Below are 20,609 nucleotides of genomic sequence, written 5' to 3'. Positions count from 1 at the left end.
AAGGAGAAACAATGGCAGCGAACGTCGTCGGCGTCGACATCGGCACCCGGTCCGTCAGGGCCGTGGAGGTGAAGGATGCCGCCAAGCCGCGCCCCACTCTCGTGAGGTACCACGAGGTCGCCCTCCCGCCCGGCGCGGTGCAGCGCGGCGAGGTCGTCGAGCCGCACACCGTGTCCACGGCCGTGAAGCGGCTGTGGTCGGAGGGCAAGTTCAGTTCGAAAAAGGTCGTACTCGGCATGGGCAACCAGCGCGTGCTCACTCGCGACTTCAGCGTGCAGCGCATGTCGCGCGAGCGCATCCGCGAGTCGCTGCCGTATATCGTGCAGGACCAGCTGCCGTTCCCCGTCGCCGACGCGCTGCTCGACTTCTACCCCGTGTCCGAAGCGCTCACCGAGCACGGCCCCTCGATCAACGGACTGCTCATCGCCGCGATCCGCGAGTCCGTCGTCGGAAACGTCAGAGCAGTGGAGCACGGCGGCCTCACGGCGAACGGCGTCGACCTCGTCCCGTTCGCCCTCGCACGGCTGCTCGCCGGATCCGAGCAGGGCAGCGGAACCGTCGGCATCGTCGACATCGGCGCTACGGCCACCACGGTTGTCATCGCCACCAACGGGGTTCCGCAGTTCGTGCGCATCATCGCGGCCGGCGGTGACGACCTCACCGAGACCCTCAGTCAGCGCCTCGAGATGTCGCTCGATCGCGCCGAAGAGGTCAAACGTCTCATGGGCCTGCGCACGCACGTCACCGACCCGAACGACGAAGAGGCCATGGTCGTCATCAACGAGACCGCGAACGAGCTGCTCACAAGCATCCGCAACACCGTGGGCTACTTCTCGAGCGCCCGCCCCGACGCGCCGCTCGAGCGCATCGCCGTCACCGGGGGAGGAGCGCACCTCTCCGGACTGCCCGAAGCCCTCGGCGAGCTGACCCGTCTGCCAGTCGTGCACGCGGATCCGTACTTGAGCGTCGGTCTCGCCCGCGGACTCAACCCCGACCAGCTGCGCGCAAGCCAGTCCGCCATCGCCGTCGCACTCGGCCTCGCCCTGGGGAGCGCAGCATGAGCGCCGCAGAGAACATCATCGTCGGCACGATTCCCCGCGCCGACCTCATGCCGCCCGAGATCAAGGCGGCGCACACGCATCGCATCGTGCGCAATCGCGTGATCACGGGCGTCATCGCCACCGTCGTCGTCACGGCGCTCGCCGTCTCCGGGCTCTTCGCACTTCAGGTCGTGACAGCCGCGAACCTCGTCGCCGAGCAGCAGCGCACGACCGACCTGCTGCTCGAGCAGCAGAAGTACAGCGAAGTGCGCGAGATCAAGCAAGAGGCGGCCACGGTCGAGGCCGGCCAGCGCGTCGGCGCCGCGACCGAGATCGACTGGAAGGCCTACCTCGACGCCGTGCAGAAGACCCTGCCGGCCGACGTCGCCATCACCGACGTGCAGATCGAGGCCGCCTCGCCGCTCGTCGACTACGCGCAGGCCGACACTCCGCTGCAGGGCCAGCGCGTCGCCGAGCTCGCGTTCACGGCCGTGAGCTCGACCGTCCCCGACGTCTCCGCCTGGCTCAACGGACTCTCGACCCTCACGGGCTTCACCGACGCATCGCCCGACTCCACGAAGCTCGACGACGAGACCGGAACCTACTCCGTCACCATCACCATGCACGTGAACGATGAGGCATGGTCCGGCCGCTTCGAGGACAAGAAGCCCGAAAAGAAGGGCGAATAGCCATGGACAAGACAAAGCTCTGGATCCTCGGCGGCGCCATCATCATGATCGCGACCCTCGCCGGCGGCTGGTTCGTGGGCGCGCAGCCGCAGCTCGCCGCCATCGCCGACACCGAGGCGCAGACCCGCACGATCGAGGCGCAGAACCAGGCGACGCAAGTCGCGATCGTGCAGCTCAAGGGCGACTACGACAACATCGACCAGTTCCGCTCCGGCCTCGAGAAGCTGCGTGAGTCGATCCCGTCGGATGCCGCCATGCCGACGTTCCTCACGCACGTCGACGCGCTCGCCGCCCGCGCCGGCACGACACTCGTCGGCATCACCGTCGACCAGGCCCAGCCCTACACCAAGCCGCAGAGCGCGACCCCGGCCACGGCGGCCCCCGCAGACCCCGCCGCCCCGGAGAGCGCCGACGGGCCGGCGACGGCGAGCGACGACTCCGCGACCGATCCCGCCGCGACCGACGACAAGGATCCCGCGCCCGTCATCGCGAGCGACAGCCGCATCACCGCTGACAATTTCGTCGCGATCCCGATCTCTATCGACGTGCGCGGCAGCTACGCGCAGGCGCTCTCGTTCACGAGCGCTCTGCAGCACGGCAGCCGGCTGTTCCTCGTCACGGAGCTGTCGACCGACGAGAACTCCGAGAATCCCGCCGAACTCGACGCGCACATCTCCGGCTACGCCTACGTGCTCCTGGCGCAGTGAGCAAACGCGGGAACACGCGCGCAACCCCCTCCCTCGAGGGGTAGCCGGGCACTAGAGTTTGGCTGAGCGCAAACTGAAGCGAGGAGGCCGTCATGAGCGACCCGAATTCCAGCCCGGCACCGCGACCAGAAGACAACGCACGCCCCGTCGGCGACAGCACGCCGCTGCCCGACGAACCTCAGGTTCCCAGCGAACCGGAACCTCAACCGACGACGCCGGTCGAGCCGAACCCCGTCGCCCCCGACGAGCCGTCGCCCACCGCACCGCAGACGCCGTCGCCTGAACCCGTCGCGCCCGACATCCCCGGCGCTCCCGAACCGGCACCGACCACTCCGCAGCCCTCGCCGAGCTCGCCCGAGCCCGACCAGCCGGGTCCGCTGGACCCGGGCGCGCCCGCCGCGAGCAGTCAGGCTCCGGATGCCGCGACCCGCGCGGTTCCCACGGCGGGCGGGCGGTCCGACGACTTCGACGCTCCCGACGACACGCAGTCGCCCGAAGACCGCGAAGCCGCCACCGCTGCCGCGATCGCCCGCAACTCGGGATCCGACCCCGCGACCGATGCCGAGGCTCACCACGAGCACCGCATGACCGACGCCTACGACGAGCGAGCGGTCAGCGACGAGCACCGGCTCACCGCGTCCGAGCCCGCTCCGGCCGAGACGCCGCGCGCCGAGAACGCTCCCGTCAGCTACGAGCAGACCCCCGACACCGTGAACGGCGACGACACCGACACGGTCCGCCACGAACCGACACGCGAAGAGACGCCCACGTACGCGGCGACCACCGTTCCCGCCGACGAGGCCGACCGCGACGCCGAGCCGGGCGGAACCGCGCAGTACGTCCAGGCCCCCGAAGAACCGACGCGTCGGGGCAACCGCGGGTTCGGCATCCTCATCAGCGTGCTGCAGGCGATCATCTTCGCCGCCGTCTTCTACGGCGTGCTCCTGCTCCTCGACTACCTCGCCGGCACGAACCTCGACTACGTGGGCACCCTGCTGTCGCCGCTGTTCCTCATCACGGTCGCGATGTTCTTCATCGGCCTCGTGATCGTCTCCCTGCTCGTGAACCGCGCGGGCTGGGGCGTGTGGATCCTGCTCGGCCTGCTCGTCGCCGTCTTCGCCTACGTCGGCGCGATCGGCGGCAGCCTCGCGCAAGACGCGATGTCCGTGCCCTCGAACCGCGTGTGGCAGTACATCCTCGACCACCTGCTGACCTGGCCGACGGTTGTCGCCTTCGTCCTCGGCCGCGAGGTGCCGATCTGGTTCGGCGCCTGGATCGCGCGTCGCGGGCGCCGCGTCCACGAGCGCAACATCGCCGAGCACGACGAGTACCAGCGCCAGCTCGACGAAGGACCTTACGGCCGCGCCTGATCAGGGGAAGATCTCGCCCGTCTCCTCGAGGCGCGACTTCTTCCGCGGCCGCTGCGTCGCGATCGCCGTGCATGCCGCGACGCACACGAGAACGATCGCCGTGACCTGCAGGGGCGTGAAGTTCTCGCGCAGCACGAGCCAGCCGAACAGCGCAGCGGTGACGGGGCCGAAGCTCGTCACTATCGAATAGAGCCGCGGCGAGATCCGCCGGAGGATGAACGCGTCGAGACTGTACGGGAGCCCCGACGACAGAACGCCGATGAGTGCGAGCAGCCCGACGATGCCCCATGACCACTGCGCATCCTGCAGCGTGAGAGCGGCGAGCGGCACGAGCAGAACAAGACTGACGATCCCCGCGATGCTCAGTCCCTGCAGTCCGGGAAGCGACAGCGCGACCCGCCGGGTGAGCAGAATGTATGCCGCCCAGCTCGCCGCCGCGGCAAGCGCGAGCAGAACGCCCGGCACATTGATCTGCCCCTCAAGCCCGGTGAGCATCACGACGCCCGCGCCGACCGCGATGGCGCAAAGCACGTCGAGGAGCCGCCGCGAGGTGAAAAGCGCGACCGAGAACGGGCCGAGGAACTCGATGGTCGCGGCGATGCCCAATCCGAGCAAGTGCACCGACTCGTAGAACGCGGCATTCATCACGACGAGGCTGAGGCCGAGCGCGAGCGCCGGCCAGAGGGTGCGCCACGTGAGGCTCCGGAACCGGGGACGGCTCACGGGCAGCACCATGATGAGCATCACCACTTGGCGCGCGGCCACCACGATCGGGGTGCCGACGAACGGAATCGCGATGCCCGCGAGCGAGGACCCGAAGTTGATGCTCAGCTCCGTCCCGAACTGGGTCGCGGCGCCCACCGCCTCATCTCGTCGTGTCGTCACCCGATCACTCTACGGGGATGCCGCCGGCCGGGTCGGCGCGCGGAAAACCGCGCGACACGCCCGGGATGCAGTGGTGATTTGGCAAGGCGGTTCTGCGTGCGTAAAGTATTCATTCGTCGCCACAAAGGTGCCGAAGAGCGGAAGAGCTCACGGGCCTCAATCGGCGAAATCCTCCCGGTTCAGATTCTGAACTTGTCGAGCTGTTCTGAACGGCTTAGGATGGAGACCCCACCCGAAGACGGGTCATTCATACGCCTTTCGAACCAAGACGAAATCGATCGGATTTCGAGCAGGTTCGGCGTGTGAATAGACAAGCGAAATCGGTGTGGTAAAGTACTGAGGTTGCTCTGAGACGAGATCCGAGAAGGATTGAACTCAGAAGCGTCTGGTCCTTGAGAACTCAATAGCGTGCACATGTCAAATGCCAAATTATCCTCGGCCTGACCGTTTGGTTGGGTTTGAGATTCCTTTGGATTAATTGGATAACGAATGTCAGTAATGATGTTTTGTTTCTGTTAGTCAGATTGAACTCGTGTGGTGTCTGCCGTTTTCCCGGTGGGTGTCGCACATGTTGAATGTGCACAGTCGCTCCTTTATGGGGTGGTTGTGTGTTTATGCATTTACGGAGAGTTTGATCCTGGCTCAGGACGAACGCTGGCGGCGTGCTTAACACATGCAAGTCGAACGATGAAGCCCAGCTTGCTGGGTGGATTAGTGGCGAACGGGTGAGTAACACGTGAGTAACCTGCCCCTGACTCTGGGATAAGCGCTGGAAACGGCGTCTAATACTGGATAGGACCTGGCCCTGCATGGGGTTTGGTGGAAAGGGTTTACTGGTTGGGGATGGACTCGCGGCCTATCAGCTTGTTGGTGAGGTAATGGCTCACCAAGGCGACGACGGGTAGCCGGCCTGAGAGGGTGACCGGCCACACTGGGACTGAGACACGGCCCAGACTCCTACGGGAGGCAGCAGTGGGGAATATTGCACAATGGGCGAAAGCCTGATGCAGCAACGCCGCGTGGGGGATGACGGCCTTCGGGTTGTAAACCTCTTTTGTCAAGGAAGAAGCCTTCGGGTGACGGTACTTGGAGAAAAAGCACCGGCTAACTACGTGCCAGCAGCCGCGGTAATACGTAGGGTGCGAGCGTTGTCCGGAATTATTGGGCGTAAAGAGCTCGTAGGCGGTTTGTCGCGTCTGCTGTGAAATCCCGAGGCTCAACCTCGGGCCTGCAGTGGGTACGGGCAGACTAGAGTGCGGTAGGGGAGATTGGAATTCCTGGTGTAGCGGTGGAATGCGCAGATATCAGGAGGAACACCGATGGCGAAGGCAGATCTCTGGGCCGTAACTGACGCTGAGGAGCGAAAGGGTGGGGAGCAAACAGGCTTAGATACCCTGGTAGTCCACCCCGTAAACGTTGGGAACTAGATGTGGGGGCCTTTCCACGGTCTCCGTGTCGCAGCTAACGCATTAAGTTCCCCGCCTGGGGAGTACGGCCGCAAGGCTAAAACTCAAAGGAATTGACGGGGGCCCGCACAAGCGGCGGAGCATGCGGATTAATTCGATGCAACGCGAAGAACCTTACCAAGGCTTGACATATACGGGAACGCCCTAGAAATAGGGTTCTCTTTGGACACTCGTATACAGGTGGTGCATGGTTGTCGTCAGCTCGTGTCGTGAGATGTTGGGTTAAGTCCCGCAACGAGCGCAACCCTCGTTCTCTGTTGCCAGCACGTAATGGTGGGAACTCAGGGGATACTGCCGGGGTCAACTCGGAGGAAGGTGGGGATGACGTCAAATCATCATGCCCCTTATGTCTTGGGCTTCACGCATGCTACAATGGCCAGTACAATGGGCGGCGATACCGTGAGGTGGAGCGAATCCCAAAAAGCTGGTCCCAGTTCGGATCGTAGTCTGCAACTCGACTACGTGAAGTCGGAGTCGCTAGTAATCGCAGATCAGCAACGCTGCGGTGAATACGTTCCCGGGCCTTGTACACACCGCCCGTCAAGTCATGAAAGTCGGTAACACCCGAAGCCGGTGGCCTAACCCCTTGTGGGAGGGAGCTGTCGAAGGTGGGACCGGTAATTAGGACTAAGTCGTAACAAGGTAGCCGTACCGGAAGGTGCGGCTGGATCACCTCCTTTCTAAGGAGCATCTCCAACCCTCGGGTTGGTAGAGCACCAGATCAACACCGACCGTGTGTTGCTGGTGAGCTCATGGGTGGAACATTTGACATGGCTCATTTGGTGTCTGGGGTTTCTAGTACGCCGCTTCTTCGGGAGTGGTTGGAACGGGGCTTGAGGCAACCGGGTGGGCCGGCACGCTATTGGGTCCTGAGGGACCAGAAACCGGTGCCTTCGGGTGTCGGGTATGGTTTCTCGGACTCCGGCCTTTCTCGCTTTGGGTGAGGGGTTGGGGTACCGACCGTACGTTGAGAACTACACAGTGGACGCGAGCATCTTAGAAGCACCTCTTTTTGGGGGTGTTTCTTGAATAAAGTTTCCCGCATGGCTTCGGTCGTGTGGGTTGCTGGTCAATTTCTTTTCGAAGGAATCGATTTTTTGGACTCATGTATTCAAGTTTCTAAGGGCAAACGGTGGATGCCTTGGCATCTGGAGCCGAAGAAGGACGTCGTAATCTGCGATAAGCCTCGGGGAGCTGATAAACGAGCTGTGATCCGAGGATTTCCGAATGGGGAAACCCCGCCAGGCGGCGTGCTGACCTGGTGACTCCCGTCTGAATGTATAGGGCGGGTAGAGGGAACGTGGGGAAGTGAAACATCTCAGTACCCACAGGAAGAGAAAACAATAGTGATTCCGGTAGTAGTGGCGAGCGAACTCGGAAGAGGCTAAACCGTGCATGTGTGATACCTGTCAGGGGTTGCATGTTCGGGGTTGTGGGACTTCTGTCATTGTGCTGACACGCGGTGGCTGTGGTGAGTGGTATAGACGAACGGTTTTGAATGGCCGGTCAGAGAGGGTGCGAACCCCGTAGTCGAAATGCCATGAGCGCGGTATGAAGTATCCCAAGTAGCACGGGGCCCGAGAAATCCCGTGTGAATCTGTCAGGACCACCTGATAAGCCTAAATACTCCCAGATGACCGATAGCGGACAAGTACCGTGAGGGAAAGGTGAAAAGTACCCCGGGAGGGGAGTGAAATAGTACCTGAAACCGTTTGCTTACAAACCGTTGGAGCCTCCTTGTTGGGGTGACAGCGTGCCTTTTGAAGAATGAGCCTGCGAGTTAGCGATATGTGGCGAGGTTAACCCGTGTGGGGTAGCCGTAGCGAAAGCGAGTCTGAAGAGGGCGATTCAGTCGCATGTCCTAGACCCGAAGCGAAGTGATCTATCCATGGCCAGGCTGAAGCGACGGTAAGACGTCGTGGAGGGCCGAACCCACTTCAGTTGAAAATGGAGGGGATGAGCTGTGGATAGGGGTGAAAGGCCAATCAAACTTCGTGATAGCTGGTTCTCTCCGAAATGCATTTAGGTGCAGCGTTGCGTGTTTCTTGCCGGAGGTAGAGCGACTGGATGGCTAATGGGCCTTACCAGGTTACTGACGTCAGCCAAACTCCGAATGCCGGTAAGTGAGAGCGCAGCAGTGAGACGGTGGGGGATAAGCTTCATCGTCGAGAGGGAAACAACCCAGACCACCATCTAAGGTCCCTAAGCGCGTGCTAAGTGGGAAAGGATGTGGAGTTGCAGAGACAACCAGGAGGTTGGCTTAGAAGCAGCCATCCTTGAAAGAGTGCGTAATAGCTCACTGGTCAAGTGATTCCGCGCCGACAATGTAACGGGGCTCAAGCACGCCACCGAAGTTGTGGCATTGACATTAGTACCAAGCCGCACGACTTGTCGTGTTGGTTCAGGTGTGTTGATGGGTAGGAGAGCGTCGTGTGGCCGGTGAAGCGGCGGGGTAACCCAGCCGTGGAGGCTACACGAGTGAGAATGCAGGCATGAGTAGCGAAAGACGGGTGAGAAACCCGTCCTCCGGAAGACCAAGGGTTCCAGGGCCAGGTTAATCCGCCCTGGGTAAGTCGGGACCTAAGGCGAGGCCGACAGGCGTAGTCGATGGACAACGGGTTGATATTCCCGTACCGGCGAAGAACCGCCCGAGTCAATCCAGTGGTGCTAAGAGTCCTAGCCAGGATTCCGGATGTCCCTTCGGGGGCTGATGGGTTCTGGTGAACGCTCGACCCCGTGCTGGTGCGGCTAGCGTATTAACAGGTGTGACGCAGGAAGGTAGTCGGTCCTGGGCGATGGTTGTCCCAGGCCAAGGCTGTAGGCCGGGAGGTAGGCAAATCCGTCTCCCACATAGGCTGAGAGTCGAAGGGGAACCCGTAAAGGGTATGATCCGATGATCCTATGCTGCCGAGAAAAGCATCGACGCGAGGTTCTAGCTGCCCGTACCCCAAACCGACACAGGTGGTCAGGTAGAGAATACTAAGGAGATCGAGAGAATCGTGGTTAAGGAACTCGGCAAAATGCCCCCGTAACTTCGGGAGAAGGGGGGCCGCCCGCCTATTAGGACTTGCTCCGAAAGGGTGTGGTGGCCGCAGAGACCAGTGGGAAGCGACTGTTTACTAAAAACACAGGTCCGTGCCAAGTCGCAAGACGATGTATACGGACTGACGCCTGCCCGGTGCTGGAAGGTTAAGAGGAACGGTCAACCCTTCGGGGTGAAGCTGTGAATTTAAGCCCCAGTAAACGGCGGTGGTAACTATAACCATCCTAAGGTAGCGAAATTCCTTGTCGGGTAAGTTCCGACCTGCACGAATGGCGTAACGACTTCCCAGCTGTCTCAACCGCGAACTCGGCGAAATTGCACTACGAGTAAAGATGCTCGTTACGCGCAGCAGGACGGAAAGACCCCGTGACCTTTACTACAGCTTGGTATTGGTGTTCGGTGTGGCTTGTGTAGGATAGGTGGGAGACTATGAAGCGGGCACGCTAGTGTTCGTGGAGTCGTTGTTGAAATACCACTCTGGTCACTCTGGATATCTAACTTCGAACCGTGATCCGGTTCAGGGACAGTGCCTGGTGGGTAGTTTAACTGGGGCGGTTGCCTCCCAAAAAGTAACGGAGGCGCCCAAAGGTTCCCTCAACCTGGTTGGCAATCAGGTGGCGAGTGTAAGTGCACAAGGGAGCTTGACTGTGAGACTGACAGGTCGAGCAGGGACGAAAGTCGGGACTAGTGATCCGGCAGTGGCTTGTGGAAGCGCTGTCGCTCAACGGATAAAAGGTACCTCGGGGATAACAGGCTGATCTTGCCCAAGAGTCCATATCGACGGCATGGTTTGGCACCTCGATGTCGGCTCGTCGCATCCTGGGGCTGGAGTAGGTCCCAAGGGTTGGGCTGTTCGCCCATTAAAGCGGTACGCGAGCTGGGTTTAGAACGTCGTGAGACAGTTCGGTCCCTATCCGCTGCGCGCGCAGGAAATTTGAGAGGATCTGACCCTAGTACGAGAGGACCGGGTTGGACGAACCTCTGGTGTGTCAGTTGTTCCGCCAGGAGCACCGCTGATTAGCTACGTTCGGGATGGATAACCGCTGAAAGCATCTAAGCGGGAAGCCGGCCTCGAGATGAGATTTCCATCCCCTTCGGGGGGAGAGGCTCCCAGCCAGACGACTGGGTTGATAGGCCAGATGTGGAAGCACAGCAATGTGTGGAGCTGACTGGTACTAATAAGCCGACAACTTGATTACACAACAAGTCCAAAAAATGTTGTTCGCGTCCACTTTGTGGTTCCTGACGCACGGTCAGAACCAAACACAAACTCAACATGGTTTGACACATGGTTTTCACGTGTGTTGATGGTTGTTACGGCGGCCATAGCGAGAGGGAAACGCCCGGTCACATTCCGAACCCGGAAGCTAAGGCTCTCAGCGCCGATGGTACTGCAGGGGGGACCCTGTGGGAGAGTAGGACACCGCCGGACTTAACGTCAGGAAGGCCACCCCAGTTTCGGGGTGGCCTTCCGCATTTAACCCACCAAAATCGCGGCTCTCATACCCGATCGGTTCATGCATCTGCATGGGGAGTGCTCCCCATCGGCAGCGCTGGATCCGCTTACTAGGCTTGTGCCTTATGGCGACCCCCACGACCTACACGCTGCCCCGTTCCCGGGTCGCCATCACTGTGAACGGCTGCACCGACGTCGGCAAACGACGCCGGGTCAACGAAGACGCCATCATCATGTCGTCTCCCGTCTTCGCTGTCGCGGACGGCATGGGCGGACACCTCAAGGGCGATGAGGCCAGCCGAGCCGTCGTCGAGCACCTGCAGCTGAGCATCACTCCCGGCGAGCCGACGACACCCGAGATCGTGTTCACCGCGATCACGGCGGCGAACGCGCGCATCCTCAGCTGGGCGGAGGAAGTCGGCGTCGCGGGAAGCACCGTCGCCGGCGTCGCCCTCGTCTCGCTCTCCGCCCAGGCCGACTGCCACTGGATGGTGTTCAACATCGGCGACTCCCGCGTCTACCTCTGGGACGACGACGAACTGCGCCAGATCACCGTCGATCACTCGGCCGTGCAGGAGCTCATCGACGCCGGAGAGCTTTCCCCGGCGGATGCGCACACGCATCCGCAGCGCAACGTCGTCACGCGCGCTGTCGGCGTCGAGACCGCCGCCGACCCCGATGTGTGGCTGCTGCCCGCCGTCGACCGGCAGATGTTCCTCATCTGCTCCGACGGGCTCACACGGGAAGTGTCGGACGAACGCATCGCCGGCGTGCTCGGCTCGGGGAGCCCCGACCCTGCCGCCGAGCTGGTCACCCTCGCGCTCGAGGCGGGAGCGCGCGACAACGTCTCCGCCGTCGTCGTCGACGCCACGACGATCGATACGACACCTCCGAGCCCGGGATATCATGATTCGAAGGGCCTGGGCGCGCTCGAGCAGACCCGGCCTCGTTCATAACGAGGGGTGAGATGACGCAGTACAGCTACACGCCTGCGAGCGGCCGTGACTGGCTCGCCGTCGCCGCCGAGGGCCGGCTCCTGATCGTGCGCGTGAGCGCTGACGACGAACTGCTCGCTCGCGTGGCCGCCCTGCGGCTCGAGGAGCTCTCGGTGCACGAGACCCTCGACGCGCTCACGGAACGGGGCCTCGCTCGCACCGCCGACTTCGCACTGTGCTTCTGGGTCTCCGGTTCCCTGCAGACCGAGGGCGCCGGCGTAATCGTCTACGGCGACACCGCGGTCGACGTCGCAACGGCTGACGGATCTCGCCGCGTACGCCCGACGGGTGTGAGTGGGTGGGGCGAGGAGCTCGTCGAGGGCGCCACGAGCATCCGCTTCGCACCGCACGGCGACGAGGAGAGCGCGCTCCCGCTGCAGGCGGGCGCCGTGTGGGCGTCAAGCATCACCGTCGTCGCGGACTCGCTGGAGCCCGCGGCCGCACCGCAGCCGAGCCCAGCTGGGGCCGTCGCCGAACCCGAGTCTGACGCCGAGCCCGTCGCCGAGCCCGAGCCGCAGCCGGAGCCCGCCGAGGAGCCGAGCTTCTCCCGCCCGGCCACCGCGCCGACGACGATGTACGGCGAATCACCCTCTGCGCCGCCGGCGCCGCCGCTCCCCGTGCCGAACCTCGAGGCGACGATCGTGCCCGAGGCGACGCTGCACCCGCAGCAGCTTCCCGTGACGCCCGCGCCGGTCGCGGCATCCGACGTCGACGAATCCACCGTCGTGCGCGCCCCCGGCTCCGCCGAGGCGCCCGCGGGACCGCACACGCCCCTCGGCGACCACGACGGCATGACCGTGCTCGCGAAAGACGTGAAGGCGGCGCGGGACGCCGCGCACGTCGCCGAGCACTCGGCGGCGGCATCCGATCTGCCCTCCTACGCGTTCGCGCTCGAGCTTCCCGGCGGCCGAACGCAGCCGCTCGACGCTCCCGTCGTGCTCGGCCGGGCGCCGAGCGTGTCGAACGTTCCCGCGTCGGTGCTGCCGCACCTCGTCACCCTCGCGGGCGACGACATCTCGCGCAACCACGTGCGCGTCGCCGTCGAGGGCGACACCGTCGTGGTCACGGACCTGCACTCGAGCAACGGCACCCACGTCGTCGTTCCCGGGCGGCCGCCGCAGCAGCTGCGCGGAGGTGAGCAGGTTCCCGTGATCTCTGGCACGATCGTCGACCTCGGCAGCGGAGTGACGCTGCGCGTGCTCGAGGCGTGAGCGTGCCACGGGCCGCAGCCCAGCCGCCGCAGATTCCCGGACTGCACGCCGAACGGCTCCTCGGCTCGGGCGGCTTCAGCGACGTGTTCCTGTACAGCCAGGAGCTGCCGAAGCGGCAAGTGGCCGTGAAGGTGCTCGCGCTCGACGAGGTGACGGACGAGTCGCGCGCCGCGTTCGTCGACGAGGCGAACCTCATGGCGCAGCTGTCGGCGCACCCCTACATCGTCACAATCTACAACGCCGCCGTCGCCGCCGACGGGCGGCCGTTCTTCGTCATGGAGTACTGCCCGGGTCCGAGCCTGTCGCAGCAGTACCGGTACCGGCAGTTCACCGTCGCCGACGTGCTGCGCACGGGCATCCGCGTCACGAGCGCCGTGGCGACAGCGCACGCGGCGGGCATCCTGCACCGCGACATCAAGCCCGCGAACGTGCTCACGAACGCCTACGGCTGGCCCGCCCTCGCCGACTTCGGGATCTCGGCCGTCGTCGACCCCGACGTGACGCCGGACGCCGGGACGGCCGGCGACGACCGCTCGCTCGGCCTCTCGATCCCATGGTCGCCGCCGGAGATGTTCGACGACGCGCCCGCCGGCGACGTGCGCAGCGACGTCTACTCGCTCGCCGCTACCGTCTACACGCTGCTCGCCGGCCGCTCGCCGTTCGAGGTTCCGGGGCAGCCGAACGGATCCATCGACCTGATCGGACGGATCGAGCGCGGCGCCATCACGCCGCTCGAGCGCACCGACGTTCCCAACTCGCTGCTGAGCGTGCTGCGGCGCGGCATGGCCGTGCGACCCGACGACCGCTTCGACTCCGCCATCGACTTCGGCCGGTCGCTGCAGCGCGTGGAGCTCGAGCTCTCGTTCGCGCCGACGACGCTTGACGTGCCGAACCTCGCGCAAGCGCGCCCCCAGGCGACGCCGGGCGACGAGGACGCGACCCGCGTGCGGCCCATGGTCACGGTCATGCCCTCCGCTCCCGCGGCCCCGCCGAAGGACGCCGACGCCACCGTCATCCGCTCGGGCGTGCCGAGCGTCGCGGCGCAGACGCCCGAGCCGGACGCGACGCGGATCCGGCCGAGGCCGATCACGCCCAAGGCGAACCCGCAGCCGGACTCCAGCTCCACCGTGCGCACGGGACCCAAGACGGTGGACGCCTCGGGGGAGTCGGACGCCGCGCCCGCGCCGAAGCGCTCGCGGGGACGCCTCGTCGGCGGCATCGTGGGCGCGGCGGCGGTGCTCGTGATCGCCGGCGGCGTCGCGGCATCCGTCATTCTGGGATCGACGAGCGGGCCGGAGCCGACGAAGACGTCGACAGGAGCGCCCATCATCATCACCGACGTGCCGGCGCCGGAGCAGGAGCGCGTGACGGTAGCGGAGGACGGCTCGAGCGTGACGTTCGAATGGTCGAACCCGGAGCCGCGCCAAGGCGACAGCTACGTGTGGCAGCGGCTCGACGGGCCGGATGCCGGGCAGAAGCACCCCACGCAGGAGACAACGCTCACGCTCACCGGGCTCACGGGGCACGATAAGGTATGTGTGTCCGTCTCGATCAGCCGGCAAAACGGCAAGACTTCGACCGAACCCCTGGAGATGTGCACGTCGTGAACGCCCCTCGCATCGAATTCTGCGGTGAATGGTACGACGTGAGCCCCGACGACGTGTTCTACATCGGCCGCGAAGGCGACCTCACGATCGACGACAACCCGTTTCTGCACCGCCGGTTTCTCGCGATCGGCTTCGAGTCGGCGATGTTCTGGCTCATCAACGTCGGAAACGCGCTGTCGGCGACGGTGACCGATACGACGGGCCAGGTGCAGGCGTGGCTCGCGCCGGGCGCCCGGCTGCCGATCGTGTTCGGCGAGCTGCAGGTGCTGTTCAGCGCCGGCTCGACGACGTACGACTTCACGATCCACACGGACGCGCAGTACTTCGGCACGTCACCGCTCACCTCGGTCGCTCCGGGGGAGACGACGATCGGTCCCATCCAGCTCACGAGCAGCCAGCGCCTGCTCATCCTCGCCCTCGCCGAGGACGTGCTGCGGCAGAACTCGCCCGGCCGCGGCGAGATCCCTGCGTCGTCGCAGGCGGCGGAGCGGCTGGGCTGGACGCAGACGGCGTTCAACCGCAAGCTCGACAACGTGTGCGACAAGCTCGACCGCATCGGCGTGCCCGGGCTGCGCGGCGGGCGCGGGAAGCTCGCCACGAACCGGCGCGCGCGGCTCGTCGAGTACGCCGTGTCGACGCGCATGGTCAACCCGGACGACGTCGTGCTTCTCGATCAGGAGGCGGCGGCGAACGCCCGAAGCAGCACGAGCGTGTGACGCTCTCGCGCGTCAAGCTTGGCGTGCTACGGTAGCCTGCGGCTTATGCCTTCTGAACAGGCACAATCATAGGGACGCGCGGGGGACGGTAGAACAGTGAAGCGCATGACGGCATGGCTTCGCGAGCGCAAGATCACCGCCTCGGTGGTCGCAGCGGCACTCGTCATCGCCATTCCCGTCACGTTCGCCGTGCTGCACCCCGGCTACCCCGCCTCCGACGTCGACCTCGACGCCCGCGACGTGTGGGTCACGAACGGGCACGAGCTGCTCGCGGGACGCATCAACATGCAGATCGAGGAGCTCGACTCCTCGGTCTCGACCGTCGCGAACGACATCGACGTCTTCCAGAACGGCGACACCGTTCTGCTGCACGACAGGGCGGCGTCGACGGTCGAGAGCATCGACCCCGCCTACACGACGCTCGGCAATCGCGCCGACCTGCCGCCCGCCGCCGAGCTCGCGTTCGGCGGCACACGGCTCGCCGTGCTCGCGCCCGACAACGGCAACCTGTGGATCACGAACGTCGCGACGGGACTCGACTTCACGACCGTGGACAACCCCGCTCTCGCGAAGCTCGGCAAGAACGCGCAGATCGCCGTGTCGCGCACGGGCACCGTCTTCGCGGCATCCGCCAAGAAGGGGACGCTCTACACCTACCCCGTCTCGGGCGGAACGCCGAGCGAGCAGGAGATCCCGAAGCTCGAGAACTTTCAGCTGACCGCGGTGGGGGAGCAGCCCGTGCTCTTCGACGAGGACGGCAACTCCGTCATCGTGCCGGGGCACGACGCTGTCGCGCTTCCGTCGCCCGGACTCATGCTGCAGCAGCCGGGTGACGACGCCGACGATGTGCTCGTCTCCGGCGCGAGCTCGCTCATGGCCGTTCCGCTCACCGGCGACACGGTGACCGAGGTCGACGCGAAGATCCGTGCGAAGGCGCAGAAGGAAGCCGACGTCGCCGCTCCCGTGAACCTCGCCGGCTGCTGGCACGCGGCGTGGGCGACCGGCAGCCGGTACCTAGCGAAATGCCACGGCGACAAGGCGCAGTACGAGGCCATCGAGCCGAGCACGGTCGGGGCGCGGCTCGTGTTCCGCGTGAACCGCGACGTCATCGCCCTCAACAACCTGCAGAACGGCGACGCCTGGCTCGTCGCCGCCGACATGCGCCTCGTGCACAACTGGGAGGACGTGACGCCGCCGCAGGAGGACGACGGCGAGGAAGGCGACGAGAAGGCGTCTGTGCAGTCGTTCGAGGACACCCTCGCGGAACGCACCGACCAGAACCGGCCGCCGCTCGCGCACGACGACGAGTTCGGCGTGCGACCGGGCCGTACGACGGTGCTTCCGCTTCTCAACAACGACTCCGACCCCGACGGGGACGTGCTCACGATCATCGACACGAAGGGCTTCGGCGACCAGTGGGGGACGCTCGAGTACATCGACGGCGGGCGCGCGCTGCAGTTCGCGCCCACGAGCGACCTCGGCGCCGGGACGTTCTCGTTCCGGTACACCGTGAGCGACGGGCGGCCCGGCGGAATCGCGGAAGCATCGGTGAGCGTCACGATCCGGCCCGAGGAAGACAACTCCCCGCCCGAGTCGACGCGCGTCGGCGCGACGGCGGTCGACGCGGGCCAGACGATCACCTACAACGCGCTCGCCGACTGGATCGATCCTGACGGCGACGACATCTACCTCGAGTCGGCGGCGTCCGACGCGGGCGACCGCGTGCGGTTCAAGCCGGACGGCACCGTGACGGTGACGCACACCTCGGGTCAGCTCGGGCCCCGCGACATCGTCTTCACCGTCTCGGACGGGCGCGCCACAGCGACCGGCTCGTTCACGCTCGACGTGAAGTCGGCCGGATCGTCGAACCCCGTCGGCACGCCCGACTTCTCGCACACATTCGTCGGCGAGGCCGTCGACATCCTCCCGCTCGACAACGACCTCTCGCCATCGGGCGAGCAGCTCACCCTTCTCGGAGCGGAGTCGCTGCAGGGCTCCGTGTCGATCGCCGTGAACAGCGACGACGGCACGATCACCGCCTCCGCGGGCAAGGCGGGCACGTTCTACGTCAAGTACTCGCTCGGCGCGGGCGAACGCACGAGCATCGGCCTGATCCGCCTCGACGTGACGGAGAAGGCGGACGCCGACCTCGCGCCGATCGCCGTGCGCGACACCGGCTACGTGCGACCGGGTGAGCCCGCGATGATCCCCGTGCTCGACAACGACGTGTCGCCGACGGGCAGCGTTCTCGCCGTGCAGTCGGTCGAGGCGACCGGCGACGCGGCGCAGCTGTCGATCGAGCTGCTCACGCAGAGCATGATCCGCGTGACTGCGACGGAAGCGGTGACCGGGCAGGTGCAGTTCACCTACACGGTCTCGGACGGGAAGAACGAGGCGACGACGACCGTCACGATCGTGATGGTGCCGCCGCTGTCGAAGCACCAGGCGCCGATCGCGGCCGACGACCAGGTCCGCGTGCGCGTGGGCGACATCACGAGCGTTCCCGTGCTCGACAACGACGTGCATCCCGACAACGCCCTCATGACGCTCGACCAGAAGCTCGCGCAGGGCACCGAGGAGGGGCTCGCGTTCGTCACCGACGACACCGTGCGCTACCAGGCGCCCGCCGACCCGGGCGTGTACACGGCGGTCTACACGGTCATCGACGAGTACGGGCAGAAGGCCACGGCATCCGTCACTTTCACCGTCGTCGCGATGAACAAGGACACGAACGCGGCGCCGACGGCGAAGACGCTCACCACCCGCGTGTTCGCGGGCAGCTCCGTCGACATCGACATTCCGCTCGACGGGCTGGATCCCGACGGTGACTCCGTGCAGTACGACGGGCTCGCGAGCGCGCCGCTGCTCGGCGAAGTGCGCAACGAGCAGAGCCAGAGCTTCACCTACGTCGCCGGCAGCCTCGAGCTCGGCACCGACACGTTCACCTACAAGGTCAAGGACGTTCTCGGCGCGACCGCCGTCGGCACGATCAAGATCGCGGTCATCGACCGGCCCGCGCAGGCGATGAACCCCGTCGCCGTCGACGACACGATCGAAGTGCGTCCCGGTCGCGTCGCATCGGTCCCCGTTCTGAAGAACGACTCCGATCCGAACCAGTACTCGTTCTCGCTTGACGACAAGGTCGCCGACGTGCCTGACGGCGTCGTCGCGACGGTCGACGGCAAGAGCATCATCGTAGAGGCGCCGGACGAGGAGACGACGTTCGCGCTGCGGTACACGATCCGCAACGAGAAGGGCGGCTTCGACTCCGCCTACGTCATGGTGCGCGTGACGAACGACGCCACGATCCAGCCGCCCGGTGTGGCCGACCAGATCGTGGAGCAGGACGAGGTGATCGGCAAGGAGACCGTCGACATCGACGTGTTCTCGGGCGCCACCAACCCCGGCGGCACGGTCGCCGACCTCGTGCCGAGCCTCGAGGGGCCCAACGCCGACAACGCGGAGATCCTCGACGACGGCACCGTGCGGGTGACGCTCGGCGACGCGCGCATGGCGATCACCTTCCGGCTCACCAACGAGCAGGACAACCTCAGCTCGGCCGCGTTCATCGTGGTGCCGCCGTACTCCGACGGGCAGCCGCCGCGCCTGCGCGAGAACCTGCCCGAGCAGATCGTCGATATGAACTCCACGAAGCAGTGGAACCTCGACGACGTCGCCTTCTCGCCGTCGGGCAAGGCGATCTCGATCACGGGCGCGAAGGGCGTCTCGGCGACGCGCAGCAACGGCGAGTCCGGCTTCGTGAACGACAAGACGCTGCGCTTCACACCCGCCGCCGACTACCGCGGACCCGCGTCGATCAGCTTCGAAGTGACCGACGGCACGTCGACGGGAACGAAGATCCTCGTCATGCCGATCACGGTCGGCGACCCGAACTTCGAAGACGTCGCCCCCACGTTCACGCCGCCGACGATCCAGATCGAGGCCGGTGAAGACGCCATGAGCTTCGACTTGCGATCGGCGAGCTCGCACCCCAACCCCGACGTGCTGAGCCAGCTCACCTACAGCGGAATGGCCGGGCAGAGCAACGGCATCCAGTCCGCTCTGCGCGGCTCCGAGCTCACCGTCTCGGCCCCGTTCGGCGTCAAACCCGGCACGTCCGTCACACTCGCCGGAACGATGCGGTTCAAGCAGTTCGACGTGCCCATCCAGGCCACCGTCACCATCGTCGCGTCGACACGGCCGCTGCCGCGCGCCGTCGACCAGGCCAACAACGACGCGCGCAAGGGCACGAGCTACACGATCAACGCGCTCGAGGGCGCATTCAACCCGTTCCCCGGCGAGAAGCTCACGATCGTGACCGCGACGCTCGACAGCGGAGACGCCACGGTCAGCACGAACGGCACGATAGTGACGGTCAAGACCGGTGCGGCGAAGAGCCAGACGATCAGCGTCATCTACACGATTCAGGATGCCACGGGCGAAGAGAACCGCCGCTCCTCCGCCCGCATCACCCTCGTCGTGAAGGACGTGCCCGACGCACCACCCGCCCCGGCGCTCAGCGCGAGCGACAGCAACATCGCCGTGACGGTGAAGGGATCGCCGGCGAACAACGGCTCCGAGATCACCTCGTACACCGTCGTGCGCGACGACGGCACCCGCAAGAACTGCTCGCCCGGCGTCGCCTGCAACTTCGGCGGCACGAACGGAAAGACGTACTCCTTCCGGGTGTTCGCCACCAACGGGGTCGGCGACAGTGTGCAGTCGCCGGCGAACAGCGCCGTCTCCTACGGCGTGCCGAGCAAGCCGTCTGTTGGCGCGATGAAGTCATCGTCGAAGTACGAGGGTGCGACGGTGAGCGGACAGTGGTCGGAGCCAGCTGACAAGGGCGGAAAGCTGACCGGATACGAGTGGCAGATCCTTAAAGACGGGAACGTGACGGCATCGGACAAGCCAGGGCCCGGGACGGCATCCGCATCGGTGGGGAACGCGGGAGCGGGAAGCTACCGGCTCCAGGTAAAGGCTTGCTCGCCCGCCGGCTGCAGCGATTGGGCATCGTCCTCGAGCGCCATCTCGCTGCAGAAGAAGCCGCCGACATCGATTGAGCTCTCCCGAGGAGCCTTCCGAGAGGGCTCGTTCACCGCGTACTACTACCACATTGAGGTCAGAGGCTACGTGGACTACGCCAACCAGGGATTCACCGTGAAGTGCATCGGACCGGGAAGCAACAACGAGCACTGGGAGAAGGACACCCAGCAGCAGCGCATCCCGAACGGCACTGCCGACGGGCGCACCGTCGCGCTTAGGCTCGACGGCGAGGGCAACTTCAGCGGCGACGCCAACTGCTATGACGGCTACAACGGCGAATCCAAGCGGGCACAGGTCAACATCACGGGAACGTGGCAGGACGCGTCCGGTACTTACGGCAACGGCTGGCATAAGAATTGACAATCGAGCAGGAGACCA

At 65.1% G+C, this 20,609-nt stretch carries 10 protein-coding genes and 3 rRNA genes; 12 read left to right on the top strand and 1 reads right to left on the bottom strand.

The features are described 5' to 3' along the window. Positions 1-11: 11 nt before the first annotated feature. From pilM to BLV49_RS02320, 4 genes are all read left to right on the top strand, one after another. Positions 12-1,061, top strand: a complete 1,050-nt coding sequence (gene pilM / locus BLV49_RS02335; protein WP_091179432.1) for a type IV pilus assembly protein PilM — start codon at positions 12-14, stop codon at positions 1,059-1,061. Beyond that, a complete protein-coding gene (locus BLV49_RS02330) occupies positions 1,058-1,729 on the top strand; it encodes a hypothetical protein (RefSeq protein ID WP_091179429.1) in 672 nt (223 codons plus the stop codon). Before pilM ends, BLV49_RS02330 begins: the two co-directional genes overlap by 4 nt. A 2-nt stretch (positions 1,730-1,731) precedes the next feature. Then, on the top strand, positions 1,732-2,436 hold the full coding sequence (locus BLV49_RS02325) for a hypothetical protein (RefSeq protein WP_091179428.1): 705 nt from the start codon (positions 1,732-1,734) through the stop codon (positions 2,434-2,436). A gap of 92 nt (positions 2,437-2,528) precedes the next feature. Continuing rightward, positions 2,529-3,806: a hypothetical protein gene (locus BLV49_RS02320; protein ID WP_091179426.1), complete on the top strand. Its 1,278-nt coding sequence runs from the start codon at positions 2,529-2,531 to the stop codon at positions 3,804-3,806. On the opposite strand, the gene BLV49_RS02315 is transcribed toward BLV49_RS02320, so the two are convergent. Continuing rightward, positions 3,807-4,691: an EamA family transporter gene (locus tag BLV49_RS02315; RefSeq protein ID WP_091179423.1), complete on the bottom strand. Its 885-nt coding sequence runs from the start codon at positions 4,689-4,691 to the stop codon at positions 3,807-3,809. Between the two features lie 619 nt (positions 4,692-5,310). On the opposite strand from BLV49_RS02315, the gene BLV49_RS02310 reads away from it, so the two are divergent. The 8 genes from BLV49_RS02310 to BLV49_RS02275 all read left to right on the top strand — a co-directional run bounded on the left by BLV49_RS02310 (position 5,311) and on the right by BLV49_RS02275 (position 20,591). Then, positions 5,311-6,837, top strand: a 16S ribosomal RNA gene (locus BLV49_RS02310). A 429-nt stretch (positions 6,838-7,266) separates the two neighbouring features. Beyond that, positions 7,267-10,399 (top strand): 23S ribosomal RNA (locus tag BLV49_RS02305). A gap of 116 nt (positions 10,400-10,515) precedes the next feature. After that, positions 10,516-10,632, top strand: a 5S ribosomal RNA gene (gene rrf / locus BLV49_RS02300). The 16S, 23S and 5S rRNA genes sit together here, the layout of an rRNA operon. A gap of 149 nt (positions 10,633-10,781) precedes the next feature. Further along, entirely contained in the window at positions 10,782-11,612 is an 831-nt protein-coding gene (locus BLV49_RS02295) for a PP2C family protein-serine/threonine phosphatase (RefSeq protein ID WP_091179420.1), read from the top strand. 11 nt (positions 11,613-11,623) lie between these two features. Further along, on the top strand, positions 11,624-12,862 hold the full coding sequence (locus BLV49_RS02290) for an FHA domain-containing protein (RefSeq protein WP_091179418.1): 1,239 nt from the start codon (positions 11,624-11,626) through the stop codon (positions 12,860-12,862). Between the two features lie 2 nt (positions 12,863-12,864). Beyond that, positions 12,865-14,469, top strand: coding sequence for a serine/threonine-protein kinase (locus tag BLV49_RS02285; protein WP_245723503.1), 1,605 nt, complete (start codon positions 12,865-12,867; stop codon positions 14,467-14,469). Further along, positions 14,457-15,185 carry a hypothetical protein gene (locus BLV49_RS02280; RefSeq protein WP_434061448.1) on the top strand — a complete coding sequence of 243 codons (729 nt, stop codon included), beginning with the start codon at positions 14,457-14,459 and terminating at the stop codon, positions 15,183-15,185. The genes BLV49_RS02285 and BLV49_RS02280 overlap by 13 nt, the downstream gene beginning before the upstream one ends. A 105-nt stretch (positions 15,186-15,290) precedes the next feature. Then, complete coding sequence (locus BLV49_RS02275; protein WP_143033933.1) at positions 15,291-20,591, top strand: Ig-like domain-containing protein; 5,301 nt, start codon at positions 15,291-15,293, stop codon at positions 20,589-20,591. The last annotated feature ends 18 nt before the right edge of the window (positions 20,592-20,609 follow it).

The sequence above is a fragment of the Paramicrobacterium humi genome (genome assembly GCF_900105715.1).
GTDB classification, from domain to species: Bacteria; Actinomycetota; Actinomycetes; order Actinomycetales; family Microbacteriaceae; genus Paramicrobacterium; species Paramicrobacterium humi.
The sequence above is the reverse complement of the archived record's forward strand: the minus strand, read 5'-3'. Positions and strand labels throughout refer to the sequence as shown.